The 19,067-nt window shown below is 67.4% G+C and carries 16 protein-coding genes and 1 pseudogene; 10 read left to right on the forward strand and 7 right to left on the reverse strand.

The features are described from left to right. The first annotated feature begins 1 nt into the window (after position 1). Positions 2 to 2,251 carry a penicillin-binding protein 1C gene (pbpC, locus tag O1Q03_RS31965; RefSeq protein ID WP_269508481.1) on the forward strand — a complete coding sequence of 750 codons (2,250 nt, stop codon included), beginning with the start codon at positions 2 to 4 and terminating at the stop codon, positions 2,249 to 2,251. A 146-nt stretch (positions 2,252 to 2,397) separates the two neighbouring features. Continuing rightward, a complete protein-coding gene (locus O1Q03_RS31970) occupies positions 2,398 to 3,090 on the forward strand; it encodes a hypothetical protein (protein WP_269508483.1) in 693 nt (230 codons plus the stop codon). A 3-nt stretch (positions 3,091 to 3,093) separates the two neighbouring features. Here the strand turns inward: O1Q03_RS31970 and O1Q03_RS31975 are convergent, their stop codons facing one another. After that, a complete protein-coding gene (locus tag O1Q03_RS31975) occupies positions 3,094 to 4,341 on the reverse strand; it encodes a multidrug effflux MFS transporter (protein WP_269508485.1) in 1,248 nt (415 codons plus the stop codon). A 350-nt stretch (positions 4,342 to 4,691) separates the two neighbouring features. Between O1Q03_RS31975 and O1Q03_RS31980 the strand changes: the two genes are divergently transcribed. From O1Q03_RS31980 to O1Q03_RS31990, 3 genes are all read left to right on the forward strand, one after another. Then, positions 4,692 to 5,210 (forward strand): hypothetical protein, encoded by a 519-nt coding sequence (locus tag O1Q03_RS31980; protein WP_269508487.1) that lies wholly within the window; start codon positions 4,692 to 4,694, stop codon positions 5,208 to 5,210. A gap of 331 nt (positions 5,211 to 5,541) precedes the next feature. Then, positions 5,542 to 6,402: an urea carboxylase-associated family protein gene (locus O1Q03_RS31985; protein WP_269508489.1), complete on the forward strand. Its 861-nt coding sequence runs from the start codon at positions 5,542 to 5,544 to the stop codon at positions 6,400 to 6,402. An 85-nt stretch (positions 6,403 to 6,487) separates the two neighbouring features. Next, on the forward strand, positions 6,488 to 7,162 hold the full coding sequence (locus O1Q03_RS31990; protein WP_269508491.1) for a GntR family transcriptional regulator: 675 nt from the start codon (positions 6,488 to 6,490) through the stop codon (positions 7,160 to 7,162). Positions 7,163 to 7,242: 80 nt separating this feature from the next. Here O1Q03_RS31990 and O1Q03_RS31995 read toward each other — a convergent pair whose 3' ends face one another. The 4 genes from O1Q03_RS31995 to O1Q03_RS32010 all read right to left on the reverse strand — a co-directional run bounded on the left by O1Q03_RS31995 (position 7,243) and on the right by O1Q03_RS32010 (position 11,490). After that, positions 7,243 to 7,641 (reverse strand): ectoine synthase, encoded by a 399-nt coding sequence (locus O1Q03_RS31995; RefSeq protein ID WP_269508493.1) that lies wholly within the window; start codon positions 7,639 to 7,641, stop codon positions 7,243 to 7,245. A 61-nt stretch (positions 7,642 to 7,702) separates the two neighbouring features. After that, positions 7,703 to 9,043: an amidase family protein gene (locus tag O1Q03_RS32000; RefSeq protein ID WP_269508495.1), complete on the reverse strand. Its 1,341-nt coding sequence runs from the start codon at positions 9,041 to 9,043 to the stop codon at positions 7,703 to 7,705. A 23-nt stretch (positions 9,044 to 9,066) separates the two neighbouring features. After that, positions 9,067 to 10,569, reverse strand: a complete 1,503-nt coding sequence (locus O1Q03_RS32005) for an amino acid ABC transporter permease/ATP-binding protein (RefSeq protein ID WP_269508497.1) — start codon at positions 10,567 to 10,569, stop codon at positions 9,067 to 9,069. Between the two features lie 78 nt (positions 10,570 to 10,647). Next, positions 10,648 to 11,490 (reverse strand): ABC transporter substrate-binding protein, encoded by an 843-nt coding sequence (locus O1Q03_RS32010; protein ID WP_269508499.1) that lies wholly within the window; start codon positions 11,488 to 11,490, stop codon positions 10,648 to 10,650. Here O1Q03_RS32010 and O1Q03_RS32015 point away from each other — a divergent pair. After that, entirely contained in the window at positions 11,489 to 11,626 is a 138-nt protein-coding gene (locus tag O1Q03_RS32015) for a hypothetical protein (RefSeq protein WP_269508501.1), read from the forward strand. The two genes, O1Q03_RS32010 and O1Q03_RS32015, sit on opposite strands and share 2 nt — an antisense overlap. 333 nt (positions 11,627 to 11,959) lie before the next feature. Here the strand turns inward: O1Q03_RS32015 and O1Q03_RS32020 are convergent, their stop codons facing one another. After that, a complete protein-coding gene (locus O1Q03_RS32020) occupies positions 11,960 to 12,862 on the reverse strand; it encodes a glutamate/aspartate ABC transporter substrate-binding protein (RefSeq protein WP_269508503.1) in 903 nt (300 codons plus the stop codon). 435 nt (positions 12,863 to 13,297) lie between these two features. Between O1Q03_RS32020 and O1Q03_RS32025 the strand changes: the two genes are divergently transcribed. The 4 genes and pseudogenes from O1Q03_RS32025 to O1Q03_RS32040 form a co-directional block, all read left to right on the forward strand. Further along, on the forward strand, positions 13,298 to 14,968 hold the full coding sequence (locus tag O1Q03_RS32025; RefSeq protein WP_269508506.1) for a S8 family peptidase: 1,671 nt from the start codon (positions 13,298 to 13,300) through the stop codon (positions 14,966 to 14,968). 534 nt (positions 14,969 to 15,502) lie between these two features. After that, positions 15,503 to 15,661, forward strand: coding sequence for a hypothetical protein (locus tag O1Q03_RS32030; protein WP_269508508.1), 159 nt, complete (start codon positions 15,503 to 15,505; stop codon positions 15,659 to 15,661). Positions 15,662 to 15,708: 47 nt separating this feature from the next. Beyond that, positions 15,709 to 18,477 (forward strand): magnesium-translocating P-type ATPase, encoded by a 2,769-nt coding sequence (gene mgtA / locus O1Q03_RS32035; protein ID WP_269508511.1) that lies wholly within the window; start codon positions 15,709 to 15,711, stop codon positions 18,475 to 18,477. A 67-nt stretch (positions 18,478 to 18,544) separates the two neighbouring features. After that, positions 18,545 to 18,661 (forward strand): annotated as a pseudogene (locus tag O1Q03_RS32040) (transporter); the annotation flags it as partial. 112 nt (positions 18,662 to 18,773) lie between these two features. Here the strand turns inward: O1Q03_RS32040 and O1Q03_RS32045 are convergent. Then, positions 18,774 to 19,058: a transcriptional regulator gene (locus O1Q03_RS32045; protein ID WP_269508514.1), complete on the reverse strand. Its 285-nt coding sequence runs from the start codon at positions 19,056 to 19,058 to the stop codon at positions 18,774 to 18,776. Positions 19,059 to 19,067 lie beyond the last annotated feature (9 nt).

A 19,067-nucleotide genomic window follows, 5' to 3' on the forward strand; every position in this document is an offset into this window, starting at 1 on the left:
GATGAACGATCTGGTATCGCCGCGGCCGGTGCGTTTCGCCGGCCGCGTATTCGTCGCCGTCGTGCTCGCCGCGCCGCTCGTCGCGTATGCGCTGCCCGGCTACGACGACGTGCGCCGCAACTGGCGCAGCTCCGACTGGGTGCTGCTCGCACGCGACGGCACGCCGCTAGAGCGCACGCGCGTCGATCTCACCGAACGCCGCGGCGATTGGGTGTCGCTCGCCGACGTGTCGCCCGCGTTCCGCGAAGCGATCGTCGTGTCGGAAGACAAGCGCTTCTACGAACACAGCGGCGTCGACTGGCGCGGCATTGCCGGCGCGGCATGGGGCAACCTGTGGAACGCGCGCACGCGCGGCGCGTCGACCGTGACGATGCAGCTCGCCGGGCTGCTCAGCGATTCGCCGCGTCGCTCGGGCCAGCGCTCGCTGCCGCAGAAGGCCACGCAGGCGATGAATGCGCTGCTGCTCGAACGCGGCTGGCGCAAGGATCAGATCCTCGAGGCGTACCTGAATCTCGTGCCGTTTCGCGGCGAGACGGTCGGGCTCGCCGCGCTGTCGCAGGTGCTGTTCGGCAAGGCGCCGTCGGGCCTCGACGCGCGCGAGGCCGCAGTCGCCGCCGCGCTGGTGCGCGCGCCCAACGCGGCATCCGCGAAGGTCGCCGAGCGCGCGTGCCGGATCCTGCGCGACATGCATGCGGAGCAGGCGTGCGCGTCGCTCGACGGCTACGTGCAGCTCGTGACCGCGCGCCCGGCCAACGCCGCGCGTAACGACATCACGGCGGACGGCGCCGCGCTCGCCCCGCATTTCGCGCGACGCATCGCGGCCGAGGTCAGGCCGAAGGCCGGCGCGCAGGTGCGCACGACACTCGATGCGCCGCTGCAGCGCTTTGCGCGCGACACGCTCACGCGCGCGCTGACCGAGCTCAACGCGCCCGCGCACCGGCGCAACGTGCAGGATGGCGCGGTCGTCGTGATCGACAACGCGACCGGCGAGATTCGCGCGTGGGTCGGCTCGTCGGGGGCGCTGTCGAGCGCGCGCGACGTCGACGCGGTGCTCGCGCCGCGCCAGGCCGGCTCGACGCTCAAGCCGTTCCTCTATGCGCAGGCGATCGACGAGAAACGGCTGACCGCCGCGTCGCTGCTCGACGACGCGCCGATCAACCTCGCCGCCGGCGGCGGCCTGTACATTCCGCAGAACTACGACAAGGGCTTCAAGGGCTGGGTGAGCGTGCGCAGCGCGCTTGGCGGCTCGCTGAACGTGCCGGCCGTGCGCACGCTCGTGCTCGTCACGCCGCATCGCTTCGCGCGCACGCTGACCGCACTCGGGTTGCCGCTCGCGCAGGAAGGCGACTATTACGGCTTCAGCCTCGCGCTCGGCAGCGCGGACGTCACGCTGCTGTCGCTGACCAATGCGTATCGCGCGCTCGCGAACGGCGGCGTCGCGCGCAAGACCGTCGACGTGCCCGCTCCCGCGCCAACTCCCGGTGCGTCGGCACGAATACGCGCGGACGACGGCACGCGCGTGTTCAGCGAAGCAGCCAGCTTCGTCGTCACCGACATCCTCTCCGACAACAACGCGCGTGTGCGTACGTTCGGCTTCGACAACCCGCTCGCGACGCGCTTCTTCTCGGCGGTAAAGACCGGCACGAGCAAGGACATGCGCGACAACTGGACCGTCGGCTTCACGTCGCGCTATACGGTCGGCGTATGGGTCGGCAATGCGGACGGCTCGCCGATGTGGGACGTGTCGGGCGTGACGGGCGCGTCGCCGGTCTGGTCGGCCGTCGTCGGGTATCTGCACCGCGACCTGCCGAGCCGTGCACCGCGCCCGCCTGCCGGTGTCGAGATGCGCCGCATCACGTTCGAACGCGACGTCGAGCCGTCGCGCAACGAGTGGTTCCTCGCCGGCACCGCGCTCGACACGATCCGGCTCGCCGCGCCCGTCACGCCGGGCAAGGACGGCGCACGCGCACCGCTGACGATCGGCACGCCGACCGACGGCACGATCTTCGCGATCGATCCCGACATTCCGCCGAAGAACCAGCGGATCTGGTTCGAGCGCTCGTCCGGACGCGCCGGCCGGTTCGCATGGCGGCTCGACGACAAGGTGATCGGGCGCACCGATCGCGTCGCCTGGATGCCGTGGCCGGGGCGGCACCGGCTCGAACTCGTCGACGCGCGCGGCAACGTCGCGGATGCGATCGGCTTCGAGGTGCGCGGCGCGTTCGCGAAACCGGCCGCGCGCAAGCCGTAAGGAGCCGGGAGGCCGGCGCCGCCTCCTGCCGACATGCAGGCTCACCGCCGTTGCGTCAATGAAACGCAAGCGCATCTTGTGGAATCGGGACATAGAATATGAGCAGCAGCGCGCACCGGCTGCGCCCTTCCCGGACACCCGCGACCATGAACCTTCGCCCGCCCCGCTTCACCCGCCCAGCCCTGGGCGCGTTGTGCGTTGCAACGCTCGCCGCTCTCCAGGCTTGCAACGGCGAGGCGTGCTTCGGCGTCGACGCGTGCTTCAACGACAACACGCAAACCGTCGCGCTGTCGGGCACGGCCGCGACGGGCGATGCGCTCGCGAGCGCGCAGGTGGCGGTCAATTGCGCGGTAGGCTCGGCAACGACGCTGACGGACGGCGGCGGCAACTACCGCGTGACGCTCAACGCCGCGTTGCCCTGCGTCATCACCGTGGCGTCCGGCGGCACGAGCCTGCACTCGCTTGCCTACGCGGGCGGCACCTTCAATACGACGCCCGAGACCGAGCTGATGCTGGTTTACCTCGCCGCGCAACTCGGCACGGACACGGCCGGGCTGGTCGGCAACTTCCAGGGCAGCCTGCGCTACCAGCGGGCAATGAACAGCCCGGACACCGTGCAGGCCGCGCAATCGGCCGTGGTGACGAACCTGCAGCAGCGCTATGCGGTCACGCTCGCCGCGCCGGCGTTCCTGACCACGTCGTTCGTGGTCGGGCAACCGGGCGTCGACAGCGATCTCGTTGCGCTGGCCAAGGCTGGAGCGATCGATTCGAACGGGATGCCGGACCCGGGTGCCGTTTCGCTGTTGGCACAAGCCGGCGCCGCGCATCCATTCAAGTAACGCTTACGCCGCCTCCCCGCTTCCGCACGCGACGGTCGCGGCCTGCTGCTGCGACAGATACCGCAGCAGCTTCGTCACCATCCACACGACGATGAACGACAGCGCGACGAAGAACACCGCGAGCGGCGTCAGCACGTGAATCGACACGAAGCCGGCGAGCCCCATCATCGCGGACGACACGAGCAGCAGCGCGCAGCCGAGGATCGCGCTGGTCAGCCCCGCGATATGCGGAAACAGCGAGTTGCCCTTGGCCATCAGCGTCGGATACATCGCGCCCGCGCAGAAGCCCATCACGAGCACCGGCGTCGCGAGCGTCCACACGCGCAGGCCGACGACCAGCGCCAGCACGAGCATCGCGACGGCGGCGCCCGCCATCACGCGCGCGCCGATGCGCAGCCGCTGCTCGGCGCTCGGCAGCCCGCGCCCGTGAATCCGGTTCGACAGCCCGCCGAGGAAATACATCAGCCCGATCCCGAGCGCGAGATAGCCGAAGAAGGTCGGCGGCTTGTGCAGCGTCGTCTGCACCATGAACGGCCCGACGATGTTGAACACCAGCAGGATGCTGTAGCACAGGCCCTGCGCGAGGAAGCAGCTCTGGAACACCGGGCTCGCGAGCACCTTGCCCGCGTTCGTGATCAGCGTGCGCGGCTCGAGGCGCACCGGTTTCGGCAAGGTCTCGCGGTAGTGCCACAGCAGCGCCCACATCACGAGCGAATACACGAGCAGGAACACGAGGCACGCGCGCCAGCCGAACCATTCCTGCAGATGCGCACCGATCACCGGCGCGATGATCGGCGCGAGGCCCCACGCGATCGACATGTAGGTGAACGCATGCATCAGCGCCTGGCCGGAAAACGAATCGGTGATGATCGCCTTCGCGAGCAGGTTCGTGGTCGCGATCCCGAAGCCCTGCAGGCAGCGCGCCAGCACGAAGGTTTCGAGGTTCGGCGCGCCGAGCGACAGCAGGCACCCGATCGTGTAGATCACGAGCCCGAACGCGAGCACGCGCTTGCGCCCGTGCGCATCGGCGATCGGGCCGAAGATCAGTTGGCCGAGCGCATAGGCGGCCATGTAGCCGGACACGCTCGACTGGATCGCCTGCGGCGTCGTCGCGAACGAGCGCGCCATGTCGGGTAGCGCGGGCACGTAGATGTCGATCGCGAGCTGGCCGGCGGACGCGAACAGGCAGATCAGGAACAGCAGGAAGCGCGGCGAATTCGATTCGCGCGCGGAAGTGAGCGAGGCGGTCATGACGACGGGGAAGGATTCGGACGGCGGCAACACGCGCCAGTTTGTTCGATTGACGAACAGCGGTGCGCGGCGAATTGCATATTGTGCCTGTTGTTGTACGCCGCGACAGGAATCCCCTGGCGTGGGCGAGGTTGAATGCCGATTGCGGCACAGCCGGAAACCGGCCAGGCGGCCCGCCGCGGCTGCGGCGGAACGCGCGCGACCGCACGGGACGGGCGCCTGCAGCAAGCGTGTGCCCGTTTTAATCCTGACTTAAGCCAGCACTTGCATATTCATTGGTGGCTCGATCCGTGAGCCATACGTTTCGTTCATTGTTGATTCGATCTGTTTCGTTTGATGGAGATACGAATATGCGATTCCGTTCGTATATGACGGTGGGCGCGCTGGCACTGATGCCTGTACTCGCTGTCGCCGGGCAGGCCGCCACCGCGCCGGCCGCACAACCGATGTTCGTCAATGTCGACGGGCACGCCGTGCCCGTGAAAGCCGAAACGCGCGTCGTCCAGACGGCGGCCGGCCCGATGAAGGTCAGCACGTGGAGCTGGCACAGCCCGCATGGCGGCGCCAGCTTCGAGATGCAGACCTCGACGGGCGGCATGCCGCCGGCGGCCGCGCTGCGGCAGATCCAGGCGGCCCAGGCGCTGATGGCCGCGATGCAGCAGCAGACGATGGCGCTGCAGCACGTGGCGTTCGGCGACGCATTCGCGATGCCGATGCCGCACCCGGTCGGCTTCGCGATGCCGATGTGGGCGATGCCGGAACCGGTCGTCGTGATCGTGCCGGCGCAACCTACGCAGTCGATCGCGCCGGCACCGGCACCGGCCGCGCCGGCCCGACCGGCCGCACGCGGGCCGGAAATCAAGGCCTGACAGTCAGCAGGCTGCGTCGCGCGAGCGACCAGGCCGAAAACCGAAACCGCCGGCATCTGTCGGCGGTTTTTTATTGGCGATCCCACGCGTGCCCCGCACCGATCAACCGGCCCCGCCGCCCGCGTCGTCACCCCGACGCATGAGCCCGTGGCTTGCACGCGCCCTCGGTACTTTCCACCGATTGACACCCCTCCCCGCCCTCACCCTATACTCCCCGAAGCGCCAATAAATTGTTGAACAATCCAACACCGGAATTGACGCCTGACCGGCCACGGCAAAGGACTTTGGCCGGATCGCCGCATCTGCCAACTTTCCCCGAGAGCACCGCGTCATGTCGAACTATCCCGCCGCCTACCAGGTCACCAAGGGCTCCGTCCTGAACGTCGACAAGGTCTTTTATTCCGCGATTGCCCAGCGCCAGGACGCGCGCGAGCGCATCGCGTCGCACATCGTGCCGATCCGCAGCGGCTTCGCGTGGACCGTGCCGGCCGGTCACGTATTCCGGATCGTCACGCTGGAAGGCCCGCAAGTCGCCGACTTCAACATATGGAACCTGCACAATCCGCGCGAGCGCATGTGGGCATCGCGCACGCGCCAGCTGCAGGCCGCGCACGTGACGACGTTCGACCGGCTCTGGTCGACGCTGCCGTACCTGCGCCCGCTGGTCACGATCACCGACGACACGCTGGCCGGCTACGGCGTCGACGGCGACGGCGGCCGCGTGCACGACCTGCTCGGCACGCGCTGCGATCCTTACGTGAACAAGCTGCTGACCGGCGAGGATTTTCATTTCCATTGCCACTCGAATCTCGTGCGCGCGGTCGCGCCGTACGGGCTGACCGAGTTCGACGTGCACGACGTGCTCAACGTGTTCCAGTGCACGGGGCTGAACGACGACGACAAATACTTCATGAAGGCCTGCCCCGCGAAGCCCGGCGACTATCTCGAGTTCTTCGCGGAAATCGACGTGCTGTGCGCGATGTCGACCTGCCCGGGCGGCGATCTGTCGGTGCCGATGTGGGGCCCCGACGCGCGCGACCCGATCGACGTGTGCCGGCCGCTCGGCGTCGAGGTGTACCGACTCGACCCGAGCCTGCTCGAAGGCTGGGCGTCGCCACCCGTCGCGCCGTATCGCGGCATGCACGGCATGCAGCCGCCGCAGGCCGACTGGCAATCCGGCAAAACGGCTTGACCGGGCCCGCAGCCCGTAGAATGGCGAAACGCCGCCGGCCGGTCACGCCGGCGGCACACGATCAGGAGAGGAGCGAACGAACGGAATGGCAAGCGAAAAAGCGAGAGGACAATCGGTCGCCGACCGGATCAGCCATCAATTGCGCGAGCACATCATCAGCGGCAAGCTGCCGCCGGGCACGGCGCTGATCGAGATGGACCTCGCCGCCGAGTACGATACGTCGCGCAACTCGCTTCGCGAAGTCCTGCATCAGCTCGGCCGTGAAGGGCTCGTCACGTTCGTGCGGCACAAGGGCGTCGTCGTGCGCACGCTCAATCGCCAGGACGTGCGCGATCTGTACGTTGCACGCCGCACGCTCGAACTGCATGCGCTGAACACGGCCGAACTCGCGCAGCCGGCGCTGCTCGAAAAGATGCAGACCGCCATTCGGGCGGCCGAGCGCGAACTCGCGAAGGAAAACTGGCAGGCCGTCGGCACGCACAGCCTGCGGTTTCATCAGCACATCGTCGCGCTGCAGAAGTCGGCGCTGCTCGACGAATTCTTCCGAACCATCTCGGCGCAACTGCGCCTCGTGTTCGCCGCCGATCCGGACGAGAAGCGCGTGCAGACGCCCGACTGGATCCAGCGCGAATACCAGATCTACAACCTGCTCACCCAAAGTCGCCGCAGCGAAGCCGTCACCGCGCTCACGCGCTATCTCGACGACTCCGAGCGCATGCTCGTCGAGGCGATCAGGCGCAGCCATCGCGAAGCAGCCTGAGTCCGCACGCCGCGCCGCCGTTGCACGTCGCCGTTGCACGTCGCATGTCGCGGCACGCAACGGCACGGCATCGCGCATCGTCAGGCTTGCTCCCCCGCCGGCAGCGCGTAGCTGCCGTCTTCCCGGTGTGTCTCGCGCCCGGTGAGCGGTGGATTGAACACGCATACGAGGTGCAGGTCGCCGCGCGTCGCGCGCAGGATATGCGCGTCGTTGAGGTTCAGCGCGTAGATCGTTCCCGGCGTGATCCGGTGTACGGCGCCGGTCGCCGTATCGACGACTTCGCCTTCTCCCGCCACGCAGTAGTTGGTTTCGAAGTGATTCTTGTAGTGCAGATGCAGCTCCGCGCCTTCATGCACGCGCGTCTCGTGGACGGAATAACCGACGCCGTCCTGCTGGACGATCATCCGCTTGCTGTCCCAGCCCGGGCCGCGCGCGTGACGCTCGGTATTGGCGATATCGGCCGATCTTACGACGATCATAAGCACCTCTGAATAGTGGTAAAGAAAAATGGCAAGGCAAGCCTTGCCGCCGGAAACCAGGTCATGCGGAGTCGGTCAGCGCGCGTTCGACCCGTGCAGCGACATCGAGCAACTGCGCGTCCGCGCCGCGCCGTCCCGTGATCAGCAAGCCGACGGGCTGCCGGTGCCGCAAGTCGCCCGGCACGCTGATGCTCGGCAGATCGAGCCGGTTCGCGAACTCGGTCAGGCGGAATGCACGCGTGTTCTGTGCGAGGTACACGGTTTCGTCCGCCAGATCGGCCACGCGCGGCGGCAGCATCGGCACCGTCGGCGTCAGCACCGCATCCGCGTCGCCGAGTTCGGTGTGGTACGTGTCCGCCAGTGCCGCCAGGCGCAGCAGCGCCGCCGCATAGTCGTGTGCGCGCACCTGCTCGCCCGCGGCGATGCGCCGGCCGACGAGCGGATCGTAGCGGTCGGCCGCCGTTGCCAGTCGCGTTCGATGCAGCATGAACGCCTCGGCCGCGATGATGCCGCCCGCGCGCGCGACCGCGCCTGCCTGCGCCACGCAATCGAGCCGCCGGCGCCGGATGCGCGCACCATGCGCCGAAAGCCGCGACAGCCATGCGTCGAATGTGCGTGCGACGTCCGGGTCGAGGTCGTCGGTCGCGAACGGCTCGGGCACGATGAAATCGAGGCCACGCACCGTCGCAGGCCGCGGCCGCTGCACGTCGCGGCCGTGCAGCACGGCGTCCGCGCGCCGGCACAGGTCGACCGTCGCGGCGAGCAAGCCCGGTACGTCGAAGCTCGGCGACAAGAACTGCATGCCGTCGGTCGCGTAGCGTCCGCGCGACGGCTTGAATCCGGTCACGCCGCAAAATGCCGCCGGAATGCGCGCGGAACCGCTCGTGTCGGAGCCGAGCGACAGGTCAGCCGCGCCCAGCGCCACCGACACCGCCGCGCCCGAACTCGATCCGCCAGCGACCCGCTCGCGACGTGCATCGAGCGGTGTCGTCGGCGTTCCGTAGGCATGGTTCACGCCGAGCGCGCCGTACGCGAACTCGGTCATTGCCGTCTGCGCGATCAGCACGGCACCAGCGCGACGCAGCGCCGACACCGATGCGGCGTCGGTGCTCGCCGGCGGATCGTCTGCCAGTACGCGCGAACCGGCGTGCGTGACCCAGCCTTCGCAATCGAAACAGGCCTTCACCGCAAGTACAGTGCCGGCCAGCGGCGCATCGGCGGTGCCGTCGCGCAACGACGTATCGCAGGCCTGCGCTTCGACCGCCGCCGCTTCGTCGCGACGCGCGAGCCACGCGGTTCCGATGTCGCCGGAATGCGCACCGGCGCGCTCGAAACATGCACGCAGCCGCTCGGCGCACGCGTGTGCGTTCATGTCGCCCAGCCGGAAAGCCATCGGGTCCATGCGTGCTCCCATTCCGTGATTCGTCATGCGAAGTGAACATGCTTCAGAAAATCCTTCACGCGCGCGTCCGCGCTGCCGCGGATCCGGTCGGGCGGCACGTCGTACAGGATGCGGCCGTTCTCCATGAACACGATCCGGTCGGATACCTTGAACGCGAAATTCATCTCGTGCGTCACGATGATCATCGTCATCCCTTCCTTGGCCAGCGTTTCGACGACCTTCAGCACTTCGCCGACAAGCTCGGGGTCGAGCGCCGACGTCGGCTCGTCGAACAGCATGATCGATGGCCGCGTCGCGAGCGCGCGCGCGATCGCGACACGCTGCTGCTGGCCACCCGACAATTGATGCGGGTATTTGTTCGCATGCTCGAGCATGCCGACCTTGGACAACAGCGACAACGCCTGCAGCCGGATCGCTGCCTGATCGGCCTGCCGGTGATAGCACGGCGCCATCATCACGTTCTGCAGCGCGGTGCGGTGCGGGAACAGGTTGAAGCTCTGGAACACCATGCCGATATCCAGGATTCGCTCGTTCGACACGCGCGGCGGATGCGAACCGGACGCACGGATGAACGACTCGCCGTACAGGTCGACCCCGCCCGCGTTCACCGGCGCGAGGCCGTTGATGGTGCGGATCAGCGACGTCTTGCCGGATCCGGACGGGCCGATGATCGACACGACCTGCCCTGGCGCGACGTCGAGGCAAATGTCCTTCAGCACCTCGTGGCGGCCGTAGCGCTGGTGCAGCCCTTTCAGGCGCAGCGCGAACTCGGCGTTCGCCCGCGGCCGCGGCGCGACGGCGGGCACCGACAGCGGCAGTTCGGGATCCGCATGGCCGGCCTGCACGGGCGTGCGTCGGCTGACGTCGAGGTGCCGCTCGAGATAGCCGAGCAGCCGGCTGAACACCGTGACGATCAGCACGTAATAGAACGCGACGGCCAGCATCGTTTCGAACACGAGGAAGTTCTGCGTGTACAACCGTTGCCCGACGAGCAGGATCTCGGCAAGTGAAATCACCGACACCAGCGACGTGAGCTTCACGATCGTGATGAACTCGTTTGCGAGCGCCGGCAGCGCAATGCGGATCGCCTGCGGCATCACGATCAGCCGCTGGATGCCCGTGAAGCGGATGCCGAGCGCGCGGCCGGCCTCGAGCTGCCCGCGCGGCACCGACAGGATCCCGCCACGATGGATTTCCGCGAAATACGCGGTTTCGCTCAGCACCATCGCGATCAGGCCGGCCGTGAACGGATCCGACAGCACCACGCTGGTCGCGGGAAAGACCTGCGGCAGGTTGTAGATGAAGACCAGCAGCACGAGCAGCGGCAGGCTGCGGAAAAACCAGATGTACACGGCCGCCGCCCGCTTCAGCAGCGGCTGGTGCGACTGCCTCGCAAGCGCGACCGGAAAGCCGAGCACCACGCCGAGCACCCACGCGGCAACACTGAGTTCGACGACCACGACGCACGCGCGCCAGAAATCCTTGTCCCACAACAGCTGAAATGCATAGTGCCAATCGAACTGCATCGAAGACTCCTCAACCCCGGAGGGTGATGCGGCCGCGCTGCGCGGCACGCGGTGGTCGGATCGTGCTTGCCCCGGGGCTTACTTGGCAGTACCGAGTGCGCTGGCAACGTCGGCCGGCGTGGGCTCCTGCAAGCCGTATTTCTTCACGAGGCTGCCGTATTCGCCGCTGTGCCGCGCGTCGTTCAGCGCGCCCTCGAGTGCAGCCTGCAGGCCGCTGTCGCCCTTCGTCACGCCGAGGCCGATCACGATCGGATACAGCAGCGTCGTCGAGCTGATCTCGACGCGCCCGTTCGTCTGCTTCGGAATCCCCTGCGCGACGGCCGCATCCTCGATCTGGACGTCGACCGCCTTCGACATCAGCGCGGACGTCGCTTCCGGCGACGTCGGGAACTCGAGGATCGAGATCTGTGCGCGCCCGGCCGCCTTGCACGTGTCCTGCGACACCGTGCGCAACTTCGGCGTCCACGACGCGCCCTTGATCGAGCCGATCCGCTTGCCGCACAGGTCCTGCGGCGTCTTCGGCTGGAACGCGCTGCCCTTCGCGACGAGCAGCGATGCGCCCGTCTTCAGGTACGGCACGAAATCGACCTGCTTCACGCGATCGGGCGTCACGTAGAGCGCGGACGCGACGACATCGAAGCGGCGCGCCTTCATCCCGAGGATCAGGTCCGGGAAACGGGTGTCGAGGAACACCGGCTCCAGCTTCAGGTGGCGCGCCAGCAGCCGCGAGAACTCGGCGTCGAAGCCGGCGGGCTTGCCGGCATCCAGGTATGCGTAAGGCGGATACGTGAGGTCGGAGCCCACCAGCAGCGTGCCGGACCGCACCGTCTGCAGCGGAGCCGCCGATGCGAGCGAGCATGCGAAGGCCAGCGGCACGAGCGCGCCGCGGACGAAATGGCGAAACGGAAAACGAGCGGACATGGCGAAGCTCCCGGGTTATTCGGCGCTCGCGCTGAAACATCACAACGCCTCCCGCACGCCGCCCTGCGCGGCTTCCCGGGATTTTTCGCCGAAAATTGTTGAACAATTTCGGCCGATTCTGACCAGTTCAAATTGAAATCTGAATCCGGGTTTACACGGCAAACGACATTCACCGGGCGCGAACCGGGCGCGCATGCGCGCACCGCGGTTCGACGTGCGGGACGGATCAGGCAAGCAAGGAAAGGAATGGCGAAAAACGCGGCCCCGGCCGGAGCCCGTCGAGATGCGGCGCTGCCGCACGGAGATTAGAGTGTGGGTTGCAACATCCTGCCCGGAAGGCGCGGATGACGTTCATGGCCGCCATCTGCGCGCGGCATCGGAGAAAGGAGCAGCGGATCAGATCACGGGATTCAGTCGCACCGGCCGGCACATTCAATGTGCCGGCCCGCACGTGGGCACGATGCCGCGATCAGTACTGCGCCTGATCCGTCGGATTCCTGAACAGCTGCTTCATCTCCGGCGACAACGGATAATTCAGGCTCACGCCCTTCGGCGGAATCGGCCGCGTGAACCACTGGTCGTAGAGCTTCTCGGCCTCGCCCGACGTCTGCATCTGCGCGATCACGTCGTCGACCACGTGCTTGAACGCCGGATCGTCCCTGCGCATCATGCACGCGTAATTTTCGTGCACGAGCGGCGTGCCCGTCACCGTGTACGCGCCCGGGTTGCGGTCCTTCGCGATCTCGCCGTACAGCAGCGGCTCATCCATCACGAACGCGACCGCACGCCCGGTCGTGACGTTCATGAACGCTTCGGCGTGGTCCTTCGCGCTGATGATCGTCATGTTCATCCCCTTCTCCTCGTTGAGCTTGCGCAGCAGACGCTCGTCCGACGTGCCGGCCGTCGTCGCGACCGTCTTGCCGGCCAGGTCCGGGAAGTCCTTCACGCCCGAATCCTTGCGCGTGCTGAAGCGGATCCCGTACAGGAAGATGCTGTCCGAGAACGCGGCCTGCTTCTGCCGTTCGAGCGTGTTGGTCGTCGAGCCGCACTCGAAATCGATCGTGCCGTTCTGCACCAGCGGAATCCGGTTCTGCGACGTGATCGGGATTTCCTTCACCGTGAGGTTCGGCAGCTTCAGATCCGTCCTGATCCGGTCGATGATGCGCGCCGCGATGTCCCGCGAGTAGCCGATGTTCTTCTGCTGGTTGTCCGAATACGAGAACGGCACCGACGATTCGCGGATACCCAGCGACACGATGCCGGTGTCCTTGATCTTCTTCAGCGTACCGGTGAGCGCCTGCGCATGCGCGGTGCCGGTGCCTGCGAGCGCGCAGGTCAACGCGACGGCGAGCCAACGGAAGCGACGATCCATGCTTTTCTCCTGACGAAACGTTGATCGAACCGCGATCGTACGCCCAAACAAAATCCGCGTCGCATCGGGGAAAGCGTAAGGAACCATCCGGCACGCACGTGCGCGCACGGCACGCATGCCGTGCGGCGCAAATGCGTCTTCGTTGCCCGTGCGCCGCGCGTCTCGCCCGGCCGGTCGTATTCGCTCGCGCCCTGCGCTCCCGGCGGTCGATTCAGAACGCCTCACGCATGCGGCATCGCGGCAACGTAACCGGTTGCGGCCACCGCCTTTTTTCTGCCAGAACGCGCTCAAGAAGCCGACGTGGCAGCCGTTACCCATTGCATGGCGCGTCGCAGCAACCTGCGCCGATCGTCAGACGAAACCACAAGGTCCGGCACTTACCGGATCGCGCGTTACAGCCGGCACGACGGTTATTCACGAGGATCACGTTTCAGCATGACAGCCAAACGCTTCAATTCCGCGCTGCTCCGCGCCGCTCATACGCACGTACTCGCCGGCATGCTGTCCGCCGCCGTGCTCGTTCCCCTCGCCGGTTGCGGCGGTGGCGGCGGCGACGGCAGCAATCCGTCGTCTTCCAATGCCGCACCGGCGCCCGCACCGACCCCGAGCCCAAGCCCGACGACGCCGCCCGCCACGAGCGGCAGCAACGCGTGCGCGACCCAGCAGGCCGCCGTGCAGATGGCGGCCGAGACCGTCGCGCCGGCCGAGCCGCCGGTCGATCACCTGATCGTCAAGCTAAAGACGGCGACGGCCACCCATGCGATGGCGGCCATCGACACCGGCACGCGGCTCGACGCGGTGATCCAGCGCTCGATGACGCGCTGGAACGCACCGACGGCAAGCGGCGCCGCCCGCGCCTATGCCGCCGCGAACGCCGCGAACGCCGCGACGACATCGCAGGCACCGCTCGCGGTCCAGGTCGAGCGGACCTTGTCCAACGGCGCAGCCGTGCTGTCGATCGGCCAGCGCATCGCGGCAAGCGACGCCGCGGCGCTCGCTCAAGCGTTCGCGGCCGACAGCGACGTCGACTACGCGGAACCGGATCACCCGATGCGGATCCGCGACACGCCGAGCGACCCCGACTACAGCCAGCAGTGGAACCTGTTCGATCCGACCGCCGGCATCGACGCGTCGCCCGCATGGACGCGCACCAAGGGTTCGCCGACCGTCGTCACGGCGGTGCTCGACACCGGCTACCGGCCGCACCCCGACCTCGTCGGCAACCTGCTGCCCGGCTACGACTTCATCTCGAACGTCAACACCGGCAACAACGGCCGGACCCGCAGCAGCGACGCAACCGATCCGGGCGACTGGGTCACGCAGCAGGAGCTCGACGACGCAAGCGGCCCGTACTATCGCTGCGCGAGCGCGCCGAGCCCCAGCAGCTGGCACGGCACGCGCGTGATGGGCGTGATCGGCGCGACGGCCAACAACGGCATGGGCATCGCCGGCGTGTCGTGGCTCGGCCGCATCCTTCCGGTGCGCGTGCTCGGCAAGTGCGGCGGCGTGACGAGCGACATCGCCGACGCCATGCGCTGGGCGGCCGGCATTCCGGTCAACGGCGTCCCGACGAACCCGACGCCCGCGAAGATCATCAACCTGAGCCTCGGCGGCGTCGGCGCGTGCAGCGCGACGTTCCAGCAGGCGATCGACGACGTGAACGCGAAGGGCGTGACGGTCGTGGTCGCCGCCGGCAACGACGGCCTGTCGACCGGGCTCGACCAGCCCGCGAACTGTCGCGGCGTGATCAGCGTCGGCGCGACCGATGCGACCGGCCGCCGTGCAGCGTTCAGCAACTTCGGCGCCGACGTCGCACTGAGCGCCCCGGGCGTCAACATCCTGTCGACGGCCAACGACGGCATGACGACGCCGGGCGCGGATACGTACGGCACCGCGAACGGCACGAGCTTCGCGACGCCGCAGGTGGCAGGCGTCGCCGCCCTGATGCTGTCGGTGAACGGCAACCTCACGCCCGCGCAGATCCAGCAGAAGCTGCAAGGCGGCGCGCGCGCGGCGATCCTGCCGACGAGCACGTCGTGCACGGCACTACCCGCCGGCTCCGGCATTCTCGATGCGGGCGCAGCCGTCACGGCATCGTCGCAGTAACGCGGCACCGAGTAACGCGGCACGGCTTCGCCCGACCGCGCGCATGCGTACGTCGCATGCGCGCGGTTTTCCATTCGGCGCGCCGGCATCGACGCGTTGACGTTCTGCAAGAAAGTGCTGCAAAAAATGCCTGAAAAAAGGGCATAAAAAGGTTGACGCTTCGCATGACGACCCATTACCATCGCCCCGTCTAATTACATGGAGCGTTCTGTGAACACCGATGCGAGTTGTAGTTGGTCCTCGACCAACTTGACTGCTGCCTGAGGAAACCGCGCAGAGCCTCGTCTTCTGCCGCATCCCGGGAAGCAGGATGCGGCGTCCTTCCGGCCTGACCGGCCAGAATCCCCGCCCACATTTTTTCGATATTGCCGAATGCCCGCGCTGCGCAACCGTGCGTGTCGCGCGCGTGCGTTCGTGCTGCGCGCGGCGCGAGTTGCGTGCGTCTTCCATTCGCGTGCCGTCCGGCCGCGCACCCTCGTGCGTGCACAGCCGTCGATCGCCCGCGCCGACTATTCGCAACCGACAGGAGTGCAGATGAACTCAGACGACAGTAGTCGATTACCGCTCGCCGGTGCGACGCTGCGCATCGTCCATCCGATCGCGCTCCGTGCGCCGGCGAGCGTTCCTCCCTTCACCGATCCACAGCCGATCGCGCCTGTCGCGACGCGGCGGGGAGCGCTCGTGCGTCGATGACGTCACGGTCGCTCCCCGCCCGCCGCCTCGTGCGCAAGGAGCGACTCATGACACAACGCAATACATCGCAAAAGAAACAGCGCGGCTTCATCAACGCAGGCACCGGCCAGCAGAACGCACCGCACAGCATGCGCGCCGCGCAGGAAGCGGCCCGCCCGCTCGAGGCAACCTTCAAGTCGCTGCGCACCAGCTCGCGCGGCCTCACCTACGACCAGGCCGCCGATCGACTGCAGCACAACGGCCCCAACGAAATCGCGCACGACAAGCCGCCGCACTGGACGCGCCAGTTGCTGCACGCGTTCCATAATCCGTTCGTCTACGTGCTGCTCGTGCTGGCCGCGATCAGCTTCTGCACCGACGTCTACTTCGCGGCGCCCGACGATCGCGACTTCGTCGGCATGACGATCCTGCTGTCGATGGTCACGATCAGCGCGCTGCTGCGCTTCGTGCAGGAATTCCGTTCGCTGCGCGCGGCCGAGAAGCTCAAGGCGATGGTCCGCACCACCGCCACCGTGCAGCGCGCCGTGACCGACACGTCCGAGCCTGCGCGTCGCGAAGTGCCGATGCGCGAGGTGGTGGTCGGCGACATCGTGCACCTGTCCGCCGGCGACATGATCCCCGCGGACGTGCGCCTGATCGCGTCGCGCGACCTGTTCATCAGCCAGGCCGTGCTGACCGGCGAGGCGCTGCCGGTCGAGAAGTACGACACGCTCGGCGCGGTGGCCGGCAAGTCCGCGAACACGGATACGGGCGCGGGCGGCGCGGCCAACGATGCGACGTCGTCGCTGCTCGATCTCGAGAACGTGTGCTTCATGGGCACCAACGTGGTGAGCGGCACGGCGACGGCCGTCGTCGTCGCGACCGGCGAGGACACGTACTTCGGGTCGCTGGCCCGCAACGTCGTGAGCCACAAGCGCATCGAGACGAGCTTCGATCGCGGCGTCGCGAGCGTGAGCTGGCTGCTGATCAAGTTCATGTTCGTGATGGTGCCGATCGTGTTCATGATCAACGGCCTGACCAAGGGCGACTGGCTGAGCGCACTCACGTTCGCGCTCGCGGTGGCCGTCGGTCTCACGCCCGAAATGCTGCCGATGATCGTCAGCGCGAACCTCGCGCGCGGCGCGATCGCGATGGCCCGCCGCAAGGTCGTCGTGAAGCGGCTGAACTCGGTGCAGAACTTCGGCGCGATGGACGTGCTGTGCACCGACAAGACCGGCACGCTCACGCAGGACAAGATCATCCTCGAACACCATCTGGACCTGTCCGGCCACAAGAACGAGGACATCCTGCGGCTCGGCTGGCTGAACAGCTTCCACCAGAGCGGCCAGAAGAACCTGATCGACATCGCGGTCGTCGCGCGTGCCGACGAGATCGGCGAGCGTGTGAAGCCGCAAGGCTACAAGAAGATCGACGAACTGCCGTTCGACTTCGTGCGCCGGCGCCTGTCGGTCGTCGTCGAGGATTCACGCGGCACGCACCTGCTCGTCTGCAAGGGCGCGGTCGAGGAAATGCTCGCGGTGTCGACCCACGTGCAGGACGAAGAAGGCGTGCGCCCGCTCGACTTCGTCGCGCGCAAGCGGCTGCTCGAACAGGCGAACGCGTACAACGAGGACGGCTTCCGCGTGCTGGTGCTCGCGACGCGCATGATCCCGCGCGGCGACGAACGCGCACAGTACCGCACCGCCGACGAGCGCGACCTCGTCGTGCGCGGCTTCCTGACCTTCCTTGATCCGCCGAAGGAATCGGCCGCGCCGGCGCTCGCGGCGCTGCGCGAGAACGGCGTCGCCGTGAAGGTGCTGACGGGCGACAACCCGACCGTCACGATGAAGGTGTGCCGCCAGGTCGGGCTCGAACCGGGCAAGCCGATGCTAGGCGCGGAAATCGACGCGCTCGACGATGCGACGCTCGCGCAGGTCGTCGAACGCACGACGGTGTTCGCGAAGCTCACGCCGCTGCAGAAGGCGCGCATCGTGAAGGCGCTGCAGGCGAACGGCCACACGGTGGGCTTTCTCGGCGACGGCATCAACGACGCGCCCGCGCTGCGCGACGCCGACGTCGGCATTTCGGTCGACAGCGGCGCCGACATCGCGAAGGAAACCGCCGACATCATCCTGCTCGAAAAGAGCCTGATGGTGCTCGAAGAAGGCGTGATCAAGGGCCGCGAGACGTTCGGCAACATCCTGAAGTACCTGAACATGACTGCCAGTTCGAACTTCGGCAACGTGTTCTCGGTGCTCGTCGCCAGCGCGTTCCTGCCGTGGGAGCCGATGCTCGCGACGCAGCTGCTCGTGCTGAACCTGATCTACGACACGTCGCAGATGCTGCTGCCGTGGGACAAGATGGATCCGGAGTTCCTGAAGAAGCCGCGCAAGTGGGAGGCCGGCAACATCGGCCGCTTCATGCTGTGGGTCGGGCCGACCTCGTCGGTGTTCGACATCACGACCTACGTGCTGATGTGGACCGTGTTCGGCGCCGGCGCGATGTATCAGCTGCACGGCGGTTCGGGCGGCCAGATCGTGATGAACTCGGGCTGGTTCATCGAGAGCCTCGTGTCGCAGACGCTCGTCGTGCACCTGCTGCGCACGCAGAAGATCCCGTTCCTGCAGAGCACGGCCGCGCTGCCGGTGCTGCTGTCGACGTTCACCGCGATCGCGATCGGCTGCTGGCTGCCGTTCTCGCCGTTCGCAGATTCGCTCGGCTTCATGCACCTGCCGGGCACCTACTGGCTGTGGCTCGCGGCAACGATGGTCGGCTACATCCTGCTCGCGCAGATCGTGAAGACGCTCTACGTGCGCCGCTACAAGCAGTGGTTCTGATTCGGTTCCGACGATGGCGTGCCGGCCCGCCCGGGCCGGCCGCCCACGACGCACGGCAGGTGACGTGATGACAAGGATGCTCCCGCTCGCGGCCGCGAGCGCCCTCGTCGCACCGCTGGACGCGCACGCGCCCCATCCGCTCGTCAGCGACGACACGGGCACGCAGGGCAGCCTGAACGATCAAACCTGTCGTCATTCGATCATGGGCGGACTGACGGCGCGGTGGTGATGCGTGGGCGATGCGCCGGCGTCGGATGTCGAACCGGAATACGCAGGGCCGCTTCGAGCGGCCTTTCTTATTGCGCGTCGTTCGCGCCGAACAGTTGCGCGCACACCGAACGCCCTTGGTCGGTCAATGCGGCGCTGCCGGTGCCGTCTTCGTTCAGCGTGGTCGCGCTGAGGCCCGCGGCATCGAGCTGCGTCAGCACGCGGCGCAGCGTGCTCATCGGCAACTGCGCGCGCTTCGCGATCTTCGGCAGCGACCACGTTTTGCCGGCCGGATCGGCCGCGGCCTCGTTCAGCGTCGCGAGCGTCGCGACGAGGGCGGGATCGAGCGGGGAGTCGTCGGATTCTGAAGTCATCGGTTCGGG

This window comes from Burkholderia sp. IMCC1007 (assembly GCF_027257875.1).
GTDB lineage: Bacteria > Pseudomonadota > Gammaproteobacteria > Burkholderiales > Burkholderiaceae > Burkholderia.

Excerpts from the sequence above, each read along its gene's own strand:
- pbpC (WP_269508481.1), top strand. The coding sequence starts at position 2 with ATGAACGATCTGGTATCGCCGCGGCCGGTGCGTTTCGCCGGCCGCGTA.
- O1Q03_RS31970 (WP_269508483.1), top strand. The coding sequence starts at position 2,398 with ATGAACCTTCGCCCGCCCCGCTTCACCCGCCCAGCCCTGGGCGCGTTG.
- O1Q03_RS31975 (WP_269508485.1), bottom strand. The coding sequence starts at position 4,341 with ATGACCGCCTCGCTCACTTCCGCGCGCGAATCGAATTCGCCGCGCTTC.
- O1Q03_RS31980 (WP_269508487.1), top strand. The coding sequence starts at position 4,692 with ATGCGATTCCGTTCGTATATGACGGTGGGCGCGCTGGCACTGATGCCT.
- O1Q03_RS31985 (WP_269508489.1), top strand. The coding sequence starts at position 5,542 with ATGTCGAACTATCCCGCCGCCTACCAGGTCACCAAGGGCTCCGTCCTG.
- O1Q03_RS31990 (WP_269508491.1), top strand. The coding sequence starts at position 6,488 with ATGGCAAGCGAAAAAGCGAGAGGACAATCGGTCGCCGACCGGATCAGC.
- O1Q03_RS31995 (WP_269508493.1), bottom strand. The coding sequence starts at position 7,641 with ATGATCGTCGTAAGATCGGCCGATATCGCCAATACCGAGCGTCACGCG.
- O1Q03_RS32000 (WP_269508495.1), bottom strand. The coding sequence starts at position 9,043 with ATGGACCCGATGGCTTTCCGGCTGGGCGACATGAACGCACACGCGTGC.
- O1Q03_RS32005 (WP_269508497.1), bottom strand. The coding sequence starts at position 10,569 with ATGCAGTTCGATTGGCACTATGCATTTCAGCTGTTGTGGGACAAGGAT.
- O1Q03_RS32015 (WP_269508501.1), top strand. The coding sequence starts at position 11,489 with ATGGCGAAGCTCCCGGGTTATTCGGCGCTCGCGCTGAAACATCACAAC.
- O1Q03_RS32010 (WP_269508499.1), bottom strand. The coding sequence starts at position 11,490 with ATGTCCGCTCGTTTTCCGTTTCGCCATTTCGTCCGCGGCGCGCTCGTG.
- O1Q03_RS32020 (WP_269508503.1), bottom strand. The coding sequence starts at position 12,862 with ATGGATCGTCGCTTCCGTTGGCTCGCCGTCGCGTTGACCTGCGCGCTC.
- O1Q03_RS32025 (WP_269508506.1), top strand. The coding sequence starts at position 13,298 with ATGACAGCCAAACGCTTCAATTCCGCGCTGCTCCGCGCCGCTCATACG.
- O1Q03_RS32030 (WP_269508508.1), top strand. The coding sequence starts at position 15,503 with ATGAACTCAGACGACAGTAGTCGATTACCGCTCGCCGGTGCGACGCTG.
- mgtA (WP_269508511.1), top strand. The coding sequence starts at position 15,709 with ATGACACAACGCAATACATCGCAAAAGAAACAGCGCGGCTTCATCAAC.
- O1Q03_RS32045 (WP_269508514.1), bottom strand. The coding sequence starts at position 19,058 with ATGACTTCAGAATCCGACGACTCCCCGCTCGATCCCGCCCTCGTCGCG.